This window comes from Pseudomonas kurunegalensis (genome assembly GCF_030291635.1).
GTDB classification, from domain to species: domain Bacteria; phylum Pseudomonadota; class Gammaproteobacteria; order Pseudomonadales; family Pseudomonadaceae; genus Aquipseudomonas; species Aquipseudomonas monteilii.
In genome coordinates this window covers 4,357,692-4,371,581 of the sequence record NZ_CP127871.1, presented here as the reverse complement: position 1 = coordinate 4,371,581, position 13,890 = coordinate 4,357,692, and the positions used below count along the sequence as shown (strand labels likewise).

Annotated in this window: 14 protein-coding genes; 5 read left to right on the top strand and 9 right to left on the bottom strand. The window is 59.9% G+C overall.

Annotation, left to right across the window (positions count from 1 at the left end):
* The first annotated feature begins 28 nt into the window (after positions 1-28).
* The gene (locus QQ992_RS19800) at positions 29-454 is read left to right on the top strand and encodes a hypothetical protein (RefSeq protein ID WP_286110784.1); all 426 of its coding nucleotides are present in this window, start codon (positions 29-31) and stop codon (positions 452-454) included.
* A gap of 78 nt (positions 455-532) precedes the next feature.
* Here the strand turns inward: QQ992_RS19800 and QQ992_RS19795 are convergent, their stop codons facing one another.
* The 7 genes from QQ992_RS19795 to puuE all read right to left on the bottom strand — a co-directional run bounded on the left by QQ992_RS19795 (position 533) and on the right by puuE (position 7,519).
* Positions 533-1,315, bottom strand: a complete 783-nt coding sequence (locus QQ992_RS19795) for an outer membrane protein OmpK (RefSeq protein WP_286110783.1) — start codon at positions 1,313-1,315, stop codon at positions 533-535.
* Positions 1,316-1,667: 352 nt separating this feature from the next.
* Positions 1,668-2,453 carry an outer membrane protein OmpK gene (locus QQ992_RS19790; protein WP_286110782.1) on the bottom strand — a complete coding sequence of 262 codons (786 nt, stop codon included), beginning with the start codon at positions 2,451-2,453 and terminating at the stop codon, positions 1,668-1,670.
* A gap of 140 nt (positions 2,454-2,593) precedes the next feature.
* On the bottom strand, positions 2,594-3,949 hold the full coding sequence (locus tag QQ992_RS19785; protein ID WP_016711731.1) for a nucleobase:cation symporter-2 family protein: 1,356 nt from the start codon (positions 3,947-3,949) through the stop codon (positions 2,594-2,596).
* 210 nt (positions 3,950-4,159) lie between these two features.
* Positions 4,160-5,479 carry a urate hydroxylase PuuD gene (locus QQ992_RS19780; RefSeq protein ID WP_060499636.1) on the bottom strand — a complete coding sequence of 440 codons (1,320 nt, stop codon included), beginning with the start codon at positions 5,477-5,479 and terminating at the stop codon, positions 4,160-4,162.
* Positions 5,480-5,524: 45 nt separating this feature from the next.
* Entirely contained in the window at positions 5,525-6,028 is a 504-nt protein-coding gene (locus tag QQ992_RS19775; RefSeq protein WP_012315446.1) for an ureidoglycolate lyase, read from the bottom strand.
* 49 nt (positions 6,029-6,077) lie between these two features.
* Positions 6,078-6,593 carry a 2-oxo-4-hydroxy-4-carboxy-5-ureidoimidazoline decarboxylase gene (gene uraD / locus QQ992_RS19770; protein WP_286110781.1) on the bottom strand — a complete coding sequence of 172 codons (516 nt, stop codon included), beginning with the start codon at positions 6,591-6,593 and terminating at the stop codon, positions 6,078-6,080.
* Entirely contained in the window at positions 6,593-7,519 is a 927-nt protein-coding gene (puuE, locus tag QQ992_RS19765) for an allantoinase PuuE (protein ID WP_060499638.1), read from the bottom strand. Before puuE ends, uraD begins: the two co-directional genes overlap by 1 nt.
* A gap of 399 nt (positions 7,520-7,918) precedes the next feature.
* Here puuE and uraH point away from each other — a divergent pair, with 399 nt between their 5' ends.
* Together uraH and QQ992_RS19755 are read left to right on the top strand one after the other, a co-directional pair.
* On the top strand, positions 7,919-8,272 hold the full coding sequence (uraH, locus tag QQ992_RS19760) for a hydroxyisourate hydrolase (protein ID WP_003259496.1): 354 nt from the start codon (positions 7,919-7,921) through the stop codon (positions 8,270-8,272).
* Positions 8,273-8,453: 181 nt separating this feature from the next.
* Complete coding sequence (locus tag QQ992_RS19755) at positions 8,454-9,227, top strand: RHS repeat-associated core domain-containing protein (RefSeq protein WP_286110780.1); 774 nt, start codon at positions 8,454-8,456, stop codon at positions 9,225-9,227.
* Positions 9,228-9,346: 119 nt separating this feature from the next.
* Here the strand turns inward: QQ992_RS19755 and QQ992_RS19750 are convergent, their stop codons facing one another.
* Positions 9,347-10,696, bottom strand: coding sequence for an NCS2 family permease (locus QQ992_RS19750; protein ID WP_433963094.1), 1,350 nt, complete (start codon positions 10,694-10,696; stop codon positions 9,347-9,349).
* A 283-nt stretch (positions 10,697-10,979) separates the two neighbouring features.
* Between QQ992_RS19750 and QQ992_RS19745 the strand changes: the two genes are divergently transcribed.
* Together QQ992_RS19745 and aqpZ are read left to right on the top strand one after the other, a co-directional pair.
* Complete coding sequence (locus QQ992_RS19745; protein WP_060499641.1) at positions 10,980-11,735, top strand: GntR family transcriptional regulator; 756 nt, start codon at positions 10,980-10,982, stop codon at positions 11,733-11,735.
* Positions 11,736-11,886: 151 nt separating this feature from the next.
* A complete protein-coding gene (gene aqpZ / locus QQ992_RS19740) occupies positions 11,887-12,585 on the top strand; it encodes an aquaporin Z (protein WP_286110779.1) in 699 nt (232 codons plus the stop codon).
* Here the strand turns inward: aqpZ and guaD are convergent.
* On the bottom strand, positions 12,582-13,886 hold the full coding sequence (gene guaD, locus QQ992_RS19735) for a guanine deaminase (RefSeq protein WP_286110778.1): 1,305 nt from the start codon (positions 13,884-13,886) through the stop codon (positions 12,582-12,584). The genes aqpZ and guaD overlap by 4 nt on opposite strands.
* Positions 13,887-13,890: the final 4 nt, after the last annotated feature.

The following is a 13,890-nucleotide window of genomic DNA, read 5'->3' as shown; positions in this document are numbered from 1 at the left end:
TTTCTTTTTTGAATGCGAGAATCCAAGCATGCTAAAGGGCAAAGTGCAAAAATTTTGTCAAAAATTTGCGGTGTTAAAGTGGAAAGCCTGGGCCTATAGTCAGTACTTTGCTTTTTCCTACAGCTCAGGAGGGAAAACCATGTTTGGTAAAGTATTGACTTACGATGTGTACCACCTGGCGCTCTACCTGGGTACGGTCATGGCCTGGGGGGCGCTGGGCCTGTGGCTGCTGCTGCGTGGGGCGGGCGTCGAGGCGTTGTACAAGTGCTGTGCAATGTTCGGCCTGGCGTTGACAATCAGCAGCATCATGCTGGTGCTGGACATCTTTCGAGTGATTGAACACTGGCAGGTAGAAGCGGGGCTATTGCTGTTTGGCGTGTTGTTGCCTTGCCTGCTTGCCCTGACTTTCAAGGCAACTTTAAGTGCGAATGGGATTGATCTGAATAAGTTGTAGGAAATTACTTACATGTTGCGCAACGTATTGCACATGACAGCGCGTTGTTAATGCAACGCGCTGTCACGTTTCAGCGCATCAGAAGTGCACTTTCACCAGCAAACTCATGGTGTTCTGGTCCGTGGTGAAAGCATCGCTGTCCTTGATGCCGTACTTGTTCTTCCAGTAGTCGTACTCCACACCCACATACAGTTGCTTCTCACCCAGGTGCAATGCCTTGCCCAGGTCGTACTTGATCTGCGGGTTGAAGTGCAGGTTGGCCTGGTAGGTGCCGCGACGGTTCTCGTCGTTGTCCACCACCCAGTCCATGAAGCCGTCGATCAGCACGTCGGAATCGCCGACCGGGATGGTGTACGACCACACCGGGGTGATCTGCCACACGTTGTCGCCAGCGCGGCTGCCGTCGGTGGTGCGGTTGTAGAAGTTCAGCTGGAAGTAGTCGAAGCCCGGGATAGCCAGGTCGAAGCCCGGGCCGATCAGGTACGACTCGGTGTCACCCTCGCCAAACTCGTAGGTCATGGCCAGCAGCACGTCCTTGACCGGGCCGAACTCCAGCTTCTGGTCGAAGATCTTGCCGAACGACAGGCGTGGGCTGAACTCGCCGTAGTAGGTGTTGGGGCCGTTGCTGGCGTCCTTCTTGCCCTGGTAGAAAATCTTGTCGATGAAGAAGAAGTTGTCGCCGTACTTCCACGCATCGGCATGCTCGAAGGTGAAGGTTTGCTGGGTCTCGGGGTTGACCTTGAAGTTCTTGCCCCACAGGTAGGTCAGGCTGTTGTTCTGCCATTGCAGCAGGTCGCCGCCGAAGGTGGTGCCACAGGCCAGCAGGCCGCCGGCGAGGATCAGGCTGTTGATGGTACGCATTGAAAGTGTCGCTCCCTTGATTGATCTGTTGTCAGCGCTCGTTGTTGGCGCTTTTTTGTCTTTTGAGTCAGCTTTTTTCGATAGGCCACAGCTGTTTGGCAAGGGTTGGGCCAACTTTCCTGGGTTGGCAAAACCTTCCTGCTCGACTTCGTTCTGAACGGATGAAAAGGGTCTTTCAGGCTGGCAACACGTTGGCCAACCGCCCGTATTCATTGACTGAGCGGTCAGTAAACGCAGGCAGAATCCGTTCTGCCCTGATCGAGGGGGCGCGCAGATTACTGGCTTGCGCGCCGCGCCTCAAGTGCTCCGTCCTGGAGCGGGGTGGTACAAACTTGTGCGTTTGGTCAGTTTTCTAGAAGTGCACTTTGATCAGCGCACTGGCGACACTCTGGTTGCTGTCCAGATTGCCGCGGCTGTCGATGCCGTACTTGTCCTTCCAGTAACTGTACTCAAAGCCCACGTACAGCTGCTTGGCGCCCAGGTTCAGCGCTTTGCCCAGGTCGTACTTCACCTGCGGGTTGAAGTGCAGGTTGGCGTGGTAAGTGCCACGGCGGGTCTGGTCGTTGTCGGTGACCCAGTCCATGTAGCCGTCGATCAGAATGTCGGACCTGCCCACGGGGATGGTGTAGGACCAGCCGGGGGTGATCTGCCAGACGTTGTCACCCGGGCGGCTGCCCTCGGTGTTGCGCACGTAGAAATTCAGGGTGAAATAGTTGAAGCCGGGGACGTTCAGGTCGAAACCAGGGCCGATCAGGTAGGCCTCGTTGTCGCCTTCGCCGCGCTCATAGGTCATGGCCAGCAGTACGTCCTTGATCGGGCCGAAGGCCAGCTTCTGGTCAAAGATCTTGCCGAATGACAGGCGTGGGCTGAACTCGCCGTAGTAGGTGGTGACGCCTTTGCTGGCGTCGGCCTTGCCGTTGTAGAAGATTTTGTCGACGAACATGAAGGTGTCGCCGTACTTCCATTTGTTGGCGTGCTCGAAGGTGATGGTCTGCTGGATATCAGGGTTGACCTTGAAGTCCTTGCCGTACAGGTAGGTCAGGCTTTCGCCGTGCCATTGCAGCCATTCGCCTGCATGCGTGGGGAGGGTGGCCAGCAGGCTGCTGCCCAGCAACAGGGACGTGGTGATGCGCTTCATGTTGTGATTCCCGGACTTATTGTTTTTGTTGGCGGTTTTTTTGGCGCGCAGGCGCCCCGGGCGGCCCATTCCGGCGGGCCGACGGTGTTGCGTTTACTGCTTATGTGAATGCGGGGCGGCCATGCGCCGCCCCGTCTGGCTCAATGCTGGTGACAAGCGTCGTTGTGCACCGCGCGTTCGGCGCCACCGAGGATGTTGAACAGTACGTTCAACACCAGGGCACTGACCGTGGCCATGGCGATACCACTGTGGGTGATGGGTTCCATCCACTGTGGCATCTGGGCGAAGAACTCCGGACGCACCACGGGGATCAGCCCGAAGCCGACGCTCACCGCCACCAGCAGCTGGTTGCGACGGTCGCCGATGTCCGCCTCCTGAAGAATCTTGATCCCGGTGGCGGTGACCATGCCGAACATGGCAATGGACGCGCCGCCCAGTACCGCAGGCGGGATCGAGGCAATCAGGAAGGCCGCCTTCGGCAACAGGCTGAGCACAATCAGCAGTGCACCGGCCACGATGGTGACAAAGCGGCAGCGCACCCCGGTCATCTGCACCAGGCCGATGTTCTGGGCGAACGAGGAGTGGGTGAAGGTGTTGAAGAAGCCGGCGATGAACGATGCACCGGCATCGCACAGCAGGCCGCGCCGCAGCATCCCTGGGGTGACTTCGCGATCGGTCACCTTGCCCAGGGCCAGGAACATGCCTGTGGACTCGACGAAGATGATCACCACCACCAGGCACATGGACAGGATCGGCGCCAGGCTGAAGGTCGGCATGCCGAAGTGCAGTGGGGTGACCACTTGCAACCACGGTGCGTCTTTCAGGCCCGACAGGTCGACCATGCCGATGGAACCGGCCAGGATGTAGCCAAGGCCCATGCCCACCAGTACCGACACGTTGACCCAGAACCCGCGCATGAAGCGGTTGATCAGCAGGATGACCGCCAGCACCAGGCCGGCTACCAGTAGGTAGATCGGCGAGCCGAAGGTTTCTGCTTCATGGCCGCCACCGGCCCAGTTGACCGCCACCGGGAACAGCGACAGGCCAATCGAGGTAATCACCGTACCGGTGACCAGCGGCGGGAAGAAACGCACGACCTTGGACATGAACGGCGCGATCAGCATGCCGAAGAACCCGGCGGCGATGGTCGCGCCGAAGATCCCCTGCAGGCCCACGCCGGGCATGCCGGCCATGGCCACCATGCTGCCGACGGCAGCGAAGCTGGCCCCCATCATCACCGGCATGCGGATGCCCACCGGGCCGATACCGAACGACTGGATGATGGTGGCGACGCCTGCGACCAGCAGGTCGGCGTTGATCAGGAAAGCGACTTCTTCACGGGACAATCCGGCGGCCTGGCCGATGATCAGCGGCACCGCGATGGCGCCACCGTACATCAGCAGAACGTGTTGCAGGCCAACCAGGATCAGTTGGAACAGGGGCAAGGGCTCGCGCGGCGGCGCAATGGGGATGTACGCCTTGCGTGACTCGGACATGCAGCACCTCGAGTTTTGTTTTTATTCTCGGATCCAAGCGTCGGCTTCAAGCGGCAGGCTCTCGGTGAAGAGAGGCTGGGGTTCCCGCTTTAGGCTGAACGCTCGATGCTTGCTTGTTGCGTATGGCTTGAAACAGAGGCCGGGGTTGCCGGCCTCTTCGCGGGTAAACCCGCTCCTACAGGGGAGCTGTGTTGACCCGATTGCGGTGTTTCAGTTGACCGGAGCGCCTTTGGCGATCCAGTCGCCGACGAGCTTGCGCTCTTCGGTGGTCATCTGGGTGATGTTGCCCAGCGGCATGATCTGGCTGGCAACCGCTTGCGCCTGAATGCGCGCGGCCTGGGCCTGGATCTGCTGCGGGGTGTCGAACATCACGCCGGCAGGGGCGGCGCTGAACAGTGGGCTGGTCGGCTTGGACGAGTGGCACACGGTGCAGCGTTCCTGGATGACGTTGTGGATCTTGTCGAAGCTGTCGCCGCCAGCCTGGGCAGTCGCCTGGGCGGGTGCTTCAGCCGGTGCTTCGGCAGGCTTGGCTGCTTCTTCGGCACGCAGTTCGGCGGCGGTCTTGCCACCTACGGCAGTAGCCGGCAGTGGCTGGTACTCCACTTTCGCTGCGGCTTGCTCAGGCGATACAGCCATCGGCTTAGGGCCGGTGACGTAGGCCAGGCAGATCATTGCCAAGGCGCCGACCGGCAGGGTCCAGGCGTACTTGTTGCTGTCGTGGCGGGTGTTGAAGTAGTGGCGGATCAGAACCGCGGCTACTGCAATGCCGGCCAGGATCAGCCAGTTGTACTGGCTACCGTAGGTGCTCGGGAAGTGGTTGCTGATCATGATGAACAGCACCGGCAGGGTGAAGTAGTTGTTGTGACGCGAACGCAGCAGGCCCTTGGCCGGCAGTACCGGGTCGGGCGTCTGGTTGTTCTCGATCGCCGCCACCAGCTGGCGCTGGGCCGGCATGATGATGCGGAACACGTTACCCACCATGATGGTGCCGATGATCGCGCCGGTGTGCAGGTAGGCGCCACGGCCACTGAACACCAGGCTGAAGCCGAAGCAGGCGGCAATGATCAGGACGAACAGTACGGCACCGAGCAGGGCAGGTTTTTTACCCAGTGGCGAATCGCACAGGAAGTCGTAGATGAACCAGCCGGCCACCAGCGAACCGATACCGATCGCCACGCCTTCGGCACCGCTCAGGGTGCTGCCAGGGGCCAGCAGGTACAGGGTCGGGTTCCAGTAGAACACCACGCACAGCAGGGCAATACCGGACATCCAGGTGAAGTAGGCTTCCCATTTGAACCAGTGCAGGTTCTCGGGCATTTTCGGGGGGGCGAGCTTGTATTTCTCCAGGTGGTAGATACCACCGCCGTGAATCGCCCAGAGATCACCCGACAACCCATCGCGCGGGTTGCTTCGGTTCAGGTGGTTCTCCAGCCAGACGAAGTAGAACGATGCACCGATCCAGGCGACACCGGTGATCATGTGAACCCAGCGAATGCTCAGGTTCAGCCATTCGTGAAGGTGTGCTTCCACAGTATGTACCTCTGCCGATCACCGTGAACGATGACCGACCTTTTCTTATTGGTGGGGATTGAGGATCAGCATCTGTTCCTCGGTGAAGTAATGCTCATCGCAGTTGTTGCCAGAACCGCTGCGATCAACCACCAGGAAGTCATCCCGCTTTTCGATCGTCAGCACCGGGTGGTGCCAGACGCCGCGATGGTAATTAACGCCCTGCCTGCCATTACTGCGGAAGGCCCGGACCAAGCCTGATACAGGTGCATCGCCAACGGGCGCGACCACGATCAGAAAGGGGTTGCCGAGCAGCGGGATGAAAGCCTGGCTGCCCAGCGGATGGCGTTCCAGCATGCGTACGGTCAGCGGCATGTCCAGCGCGTCGGCGCGGAAGATGCTGATGATCGCCTTGTCTTCAGGCTCGGCGGTTTCGACCGTGGCGAGCTTGTGAAAGCGCATGGTCGAGCCGTTGTTGATCATGAAGTGGTCGCTGCCGTCGGTTTCGATCACGTCACCGAAGGGGGCGAAGGCTTCTTTGGTCAGGGGCTCGATCATCAGGGTGCGCATGCGGGTCTCTCTTATTTATTCGTTGTACTGAAAAAGGTTCGGCTGTCGCTTACAGCTGCAGCAGGCGGAACAGGGCGATCAGGTTGATCTGCGCCAGGGCTTCCTTGAATTCGGCATCGGCATCGTTGTGGATGCGCTTCTCGAAGGAGGCGAGGATCTGGTGCCGGTTGCTGCCCTTCACCGCCATGATGAACGGGAACTGGAACTTGGCCTTGTAGGCGTCGTTCAGCTCGGTGAAACGGGCGAACTCTTCGGTGGTGCATTGGTGAATGCCGGCGCCGGCCTGTTCGTTGGTGCTCGATTCGGTCAGCTCGCCCTGGATGGCGGCCTTGCCGGCCAGGTCCGGGTGAGCGTTGATCAGTGCCAGCTGGTCGGCGTGGTTGGCGCTGAGCAGGATGTCGCTCATGCGCTGGTGCAGGGCTTCGATTTCGTCCAGCTCGCCCAGTTGGCCCAGGTCATAGGCCTTTTCGGCTACCCACGGCGAGTGCTCGTAGATGTCGGCGAAGGCGTTGACGAAGGCGTCACGGCCCAGGGCGGATGGCTTGAGGGTGTTGAAGGCGGTCATCAGGCGTTCTCTTTCTTGTACGGGTGGGTGGTGTGCCAGTGGCGGGCGATGTCCACGCGACGGGCGAACCAGACCTGGTCATGGCTTTTGGCGTAATCGACGAAGCGCTTCAGGGCGGCCAGGCGCGCCGGGCGGCCGACCAGGCGGCAGTGCAGGCCGATGGACAGCATCTTCGGTGCTTCAGCGCCTTCGGCGTACAGCACATCAAAGGCATCCTTCAGGTACTGGAAGAACTGCTCGCCGCAGTTGAAACCCTGTACCTGGGTGAAGCGCATGTCGTTGGTGTCCAGGGTGTAGGGGATCACCAGGTGCGGCTTGCCGGTAGGGTTGTTCGGCTCCCAGTAGGGCAGGTCGTCGTCGTAGGTGTCGCTGTCATACAGGAAGCCACCTTCCTCCATCACCAGGCGGCGGGTGTTCGGGCCGGTGCGGCCGGTGTACCAGCCCAGCGGGCGTTCGCCGGTGAGTTCGGTGAGGATGCGGATGGCTTCGAGCATGTGCTCGCGCTCCTGGGCCTCGTCCATGTTCTGGTAGTCGATCCAGCGGTAGCCGTGGCTGCAGATTTCGTGGCCGGCTTCGACCATGGCGCGGATCACGTCGGGGTGGCGCTGGGCGGCCATGGCCACGGCGAAGATGGTGAGCGGGACGCCGCTGTCCTTGAACAGCTTCAGCAGGCGCCACACGCCGGCACGGCTGCCGTATTCGTACAGCGATTCCATGCTCATGTTGCGCGCGCCCTGCAGTGGCTGGGCGGCTACCATTTCGGACAGGAAGGCTTCGGACTCCTTGTCACCGTGCAGGATGTTGCGTTCGCCGCCTTCCTCGTAGTTGAGGACGAAAGACAGCGCGATGCGAGCGTTGCCCGGCCATTGCGGGTGAGGAGGGTTGTTGCCGTAACCGATCAGGTCGCGAGGGTAGTCAGCGCTCACTGCAGTCTTCCTTCTTGTGCGTTTGTGCGGGGGGTGGGCGGGCCGCGTCGGGATGTCGCACCACCGGATGGGCTGATTGTATACAACTTCTGAAATCTTTTGTAAGCCTGTTTTTCCGCATTTCTTCCCTTTTGTCGCTTCACAGCGACCTGGAAATACAGTGCAAGAAACCTGCCTGATTGGTCAGCTAATGACATTGAGGTCGTTACAGTGCCTGTATTTGCGACCGATGGGTCGTTTACAGGCAGGAAACGCCGGGTGCGACGGATGGGTACAAAAAATTGTGTACAATTTTGCGATGAAATGTCTTAATGGCGTCATTCCCGCCTACCGCAGGCCCTGTTTGGGTGCATAGGCTGAGTATTTCTTGCCCACAGATTGAACAAGAGGCGACACGCAATGGGACGTTTGACCACACACGTACTGGATGCCGCGCATGGCTGCCCGGGCAGCTCGATCAAGGTCGAGCTGTACCGTGTCGAAGGCCAGCAGCTGGAGCTGGTGAACACTGCCCTGACCAACAGCGATGGCCGCGTCGACGCGCCGTTGCTGCAGGGTGACGATTACCGCACTGGCGTTTACCAGTTGCAGTTCAGCGCAGGTGATTACTACCGCGCCCGTGGCGTGCAACTGCCGGCCCAGGCGTTTCTGGATGTTGTGGTGCTGCGCTTTGGCATCGACGAGCAGCAGGAGCACTACCACGTGCCGCTGCTGATCTCGCCGTACAGCTATTCGACCTATCGTGGAAGCTAGTTGGTCGCTAGAAGAATCTTCGTAGGTCCTTTGGCCCGCTCTCACACTGGCGGGCTTTTTTTCGTCTGCTGCATTGATCTTTTCAGGTGGAAACAACGGTGCGACTGATATTTTTGTCAGTGGTCACTCAAGGGCTCAGTTGACATGATGGGGCCTCGTGTGAAGTCTGAGGGTTCGTCTGATGAGCACAAGCAATGCGTATTCGCCTTATGGTTACCGAAGCCCCAGAACGGCGCCGACCAGCGTACTAGGCTTCAATGGTCAGTTTTTTCAGGCTGCACTGGAAGGCTATTCACTCGGAAATGGACACCGAGTATACAGCCCTCGCTTGATGCGTTTTATCAGCCCGGATGGCTTGAGCCCTTTTAACAAAGGCGGAATCAACGCCTATGCCTACTGCCTGAATGATCCTGTCAACGGGCGGGATCCCAGTGGCAAAAATGGCGTTTTCGGCAATTTCGTTAATAAGACGTTGGGTTTGCTTACGCAGGTAGCCAGTCGCTTTAATGCGCTTACCTGGGAAAAGGGGCTGACGAACAATCAATACTGGAATATGAGCAAAGAGATGGAGTACGCGAATAAGCAAGTGAAAAAAAGCACGACCTTATACAGGGTGATAGAAAGCAGAAACGGCTTTGAGCAACTCGAGTCGGGGTTTAATCACAAATTTGTGTTCACCAATGAGCGCAGGTTGGTCGTGTTCAGCAGCAAGGATGACCTCACGATGCCAAGTCACGGTAGCCTCGCTGAATTTTCTGGGCTGGGTTTTGGCACGAAAGGTCTTGGCGAGACTGTGATCAGCGCAGGCTATATCGTCATCGGTGACGGTGGAGAATTTTCTTTCACAAACTATTCTGGCCACTTTCAGCCCCGCTTCGAGAATTTGTATGAATTAATCGACTTCTTGCGAGAGTGCGATGTTAAAGCGAATTTCATCCAAGCCCTTGGTTCTTGACACTTCATTGGGTCACCGGTTGTGCGCCGTGCGCTTCGAGTGCCTTACTCGCACAGCGATCGGTGCAACCATGAGTTCTGACAAGGGGCGCCGAAGCGCCCTTTGTTGATGCGAGAGCGTCAGAGAAACACAAACTTGGCGATGAAGATCGCGCACAGTACCCACAGGCTGGCGGAGATTTCCTTGTATTTGCCAGTCCCCGCCTTCAATGCCACATAGCTGATAAAGCCCAAGGCAATACCATCGGCGACCGAGAAGGTCAGCGGCATCATGATCACCGTGACGATCGCCGGAATGCTGTCGGTGGCTTCATCCCAATGGATATGCGCCATGCTGCCCATCATCAGCATCGCCACATAGATCAGCGCACCTGCTGTGGCATAGGCAGGAATCATCCCGGCCAATGGCGCGAAGAACATTGCGGCGATGAACAGCAGGCCGACCACCACGGCAGTCAGGCCAGTACGGCCACCCGCCGCAACACCCGCAGCACTCTCCACATAACTGGTCACCGGGGGCACACCCACCACGGCACCGAACACGCTCGAAGCACTGTCAGCCTTCAACGCCTTGGACAGGTTTTCGATACGCCCGTCCGGCGCCACCAGGTTGGCCCGCTGCGCCACACCCATCAGGGTGCCGGCAGTGTCGAACATGTGCACGAACAGGAATGCCAGCACCACGCTGATCATGCTGACGTTGAACACGCCGGCTACATCCATGGCCATCCAGGTGGGTGCCAGGCTTGGCGGCATCGACATTACCCCGCCGAATTTCACCAGCCCCAGGCCCCAACCGGCCAGGGTGACACCGATGATGCTGATCAGGATCGCGCCAAACACCCGCTTGTAGCTGAGGATGGCAATCAGCAGGAAGCACACGCCCGCCAGCAGAGGCCCCGGCTCATGCAGAGAGCCCAGCTTGATCAGGGTAGCGGGGCTGTCGACGATGATGCCTGCCGTCTTCAGGCCGATCAGCCCGAGAAACAATCCGACGCCGGCCCCCATGGCATGGCGCAGGCTGACCGGGATGCTGTTCAGCAGCCATTCGCGCACTTTCGACAAGGTCAGGAACATGAACAGCACGCCCGAGACGAATACCGCCCCCAGCGCCGTTTCCCAGTTGTAGCCCATGGTGCCGACCACGGTGTAGGTAAAGAACGCGTTAAGCCCCATGCCCGGCGCCAGGCCCACCGGCCAGTTGGCGTACAGGCCCATCAGCAGGCAGCCCAGCGAAGCGGCGATGCAGGTGGCGACGAAGGCGGCACCATGGTCGATGCCGGCGTCAGCCATGATGTTGGGGTTGACGAAGATGATGTAGGCCATGGTGATGAAGGTGGTCACCCCGGCGATCACTTCGGTTTTTACGGTGCTGCCGTGTTGCTTGAGTTTGAAAATCCGCTCCAGCCAGCTCGTTTCGAGCGGTGGGGCGAGATCCAGCGTAGGGGCTTCGGATTTGCGGCTTTCCACAGCGAGTACTCCTCAAGTCTTTCTTGTTGTTATGGAGCCATTGTCCTGCGCAATGCACTTGGCGGCTCCGCGAGGGAAGGCAGACGTCTGACCGTTTTGTTGACTCACGGGTCAAGAAGTTGCTCGGTGGATTATGCTTTTGTGTACAAAGAATGCAAATAATGTTTTATGTTTTGTGTGCGCAATGCGTCGTACAACGGCTATATAGGTAAAACGCCCCCTGCGGAATCGCCTCAGCCTGTGTACAATGGCGCCATACTTTCTCTTCGTGCCTCGAGAGCCCATGAACGAACAGCTGCAACCTCTGAAAAAACCTGCACGTGTCGGCAAGGCCGGCCGCAGCGGTACCCAGGACGACATCGTCTACGCGCACATTTTCGAGGCCATCCTTGAGCAGCGCCTGGCGCCGGGCACCAAGTTGAGCGAGGAAGCGCTGGGCGAAATCTTTGGCGTCAGCCGCACCATCATCCGCCGCGCCCTGTCGCGCCTGGCCCACGAAAGCGTGGTACTGCTGCGGCCGAACCGCGGTGCGGTGGTGGCCAGCCCGACGGTGGAAGAAGCGCGCCAGGTGTTCTTCTCGCGGCGCATGGTGGAGCGGGCCATTACCGAACTGGCCGTGCAACACGCCACCCTGGACCAGCTCAACGAGCTGCGGCAGATGGTGCGCGAGGAGCGCGACAGCTTCTCGCGCGGTGACCGGGGTGCCGGCATTCGTCTGTCCGGCGAGTTCCACCTGAAGCTGGCCGAGGCGGCGGGCAATGCGCCGCTGGTAAGCTTCCAGCGCAGCCTGGTGTCGCAGACGTCGCTGATCATCGCCCAGTACGAAAGCGGCAACCGCTCGCATTGCTCGTATGACGAGCACATGCAACTGATCGATGCCATCGAGGCGCGCGATGCTGAACAGGCCGTGAGCCTGATGATGCACCACATGGACCACATCGACAGCAAGCTGAACCTGGACGAGGAGAGTGCCTCGGACGATCTGCATGCAGTGTTCTCGCACCTGCTGAAAAAACCCAAGGCTTCCGCCAAGGGTTGATCGTTTGCCTGGGTGATTGAGAGGGGCCGCTTTGCGGCCCTCGGTCGTTACTGGCCATCAGCCAAAGGTCTGCTAAATTCTTGTGAGCAAACCTTCATCAAGCAGTTGGGCTTGCGCATTCGTTGCGTTCAACTTCTTGAGGAATGGATTCATGAGCATGTCCCTCGGTAAACGGATGGGGGCCGAACTGGTCGGCACCTTCTGGCTGGTCCTCGGCGGCTGTGGCAGCGCGGTACTCGCAGCCAGTTCCCCTGTCGGTATCGGCGTTCTCGGTGTTGCTTTCGCCTTCGGCCTCACTGTGCTGACCATGGCCTTCGCCATCGGTCATATCTCCGGCTGTCACCTCAACCCTGCCGTCTCATTCGGGTTGGTTGTGGGTGGGCGTTTCCCGGCCAAGGAGCTGTTGCCCTACGTCATCGCACAAGTGATCGGCGCCATCCTGGCAGCGGGTGTGATCTATCTCATTGCCAGCGGCAAGGCCGGTTTCGAGCTTTCTGCAGGGCTGGCTTCGAACGGTTACGCCGACCACTCGCCCGGCGGCTACACGCTGGGGGCGGGCTTTATCAGTGAAGTGGTGATGACCGCGATGTTCCTGGTGGTGATCATGGGGGCGACCGACTCCCGCGCACCGGCAGGGTTCGCACCGATTGCCATCGGCCTGGCCCTCACCTTGATCCACCTGATTTCCATTCCCGTGACGAACACCTCGGTCAACCCCGCGCGCAGCACGGGGCCGGCCCTGTTCGTCGGTGGCTGGGCCGTGCAACAGCTGTGGCTGTTCTGGGTGGCGCCGCTGATCGGGGCTGCAATCGGCGGCGCGCTGTACCGGGGCCTGGCTAAAGAGCCTTAACGCTGGTGTACGCACCGCCCGGCCGCGTACGTTTCGCGCACGGTGCGGTCGTCGCCCAGGGTGGTGAGCACGAACAGGGTCTCTTCAATGCTGTTGGACTGCTGAATACGGTAGTCCAGCAGCGGCGTGGCCTTGTAGTCCAGCACCACGAAGTCGGCATCGTTGCCGGGGCGCAGGCTGCCGATGCGGTCGTCCAGGCGCAGCGCACGGGCGCCGCCGAGGGTGGCCAGGTACAGTGACTTGTAAGGGTGCAGGCGCGCGCCTTGCAGCTGCATCACCTTGTACGCTTCGTTCAGGGTGTTGAGCAGCGAGAAGCTGGTGCCAGCCCCCACGTCGGTACCCAGGCCCACGTTGACCTTGAAACGCTCAGCCTGGGGCAGGTTGAACAGACCGCTGCCCAGGAACAGATTGGAGGTGGGGCAGAAGGCCACGGCAGAGCCGGTTTCGGCCAGGCGCTGGCATTCCTCGTCGCACAGGTGTACGCCGTGGGCGAACACCGAGCGCTCGCCCAGCAGCTCGAAGTGGTCGTAGACGTCCAGGTAGCCCTTCTGCTCGGGGAACAGCGACTTCACCCAATCGATTTCCTTGAGGTTTTCCGACAGGTGCGTGTGCATGTACACACCTGGGTGTTCCTTGAGCAATTGGCCCGCCAAGGTCAGCTGTTCCGGCGTGCTGGTCGGTGCAAAGCGTGGGGTGACTGCATAGTGCAGGCGGCCCTTGCCGTGCCAACGCTCGATCAGTGCTTTGCTTTCGGCATAGCCGGATTCGGCGGTGTCGGTCAGGTAGTCCGGTGCGTTGCGGTCCATCATCACCTTGCCGGCGATCAGGCGCAGGTCCAGGCGCTCGGCCTCTTCGAACAGGGCATTGACCGATTCCGGGTGCACGCTGCCGAACACCAGCGCAGTGGTGGTGCCGTTGCGCAGCAGTTCCTTGAGGAAGATCTTGGCCACCTTGTCGGCATGATCCTTGTCGGCGAACTGCTTTTCGCAAGGGAAGGTGTAGGTGTTCAGCCAGTCCAGCAGTTGCTCGCCGTAGGAACCGATCATGCCGGTTTGCGGGAAGTGAATATGGGTATCGATAAAGCCCGGGGTGATCAGTGCGTCCTGGTAGTGTTCAACCGGGATGCCGGCATCCAGGGTCGGCAGCAGCTCGCTGGCGTGGCCAACGGCGCTGATGCGGCCATCGTCGACCACCAGCAGGCCGTCCTCGAAGTACTCATGGGACGCCTCCAGGCCCACCTCGGCCGGGTCGGCGATGCTGTGCAGGATGGCGGCGCGGTAGGCTTTGCGGGTAACGGTCATAACA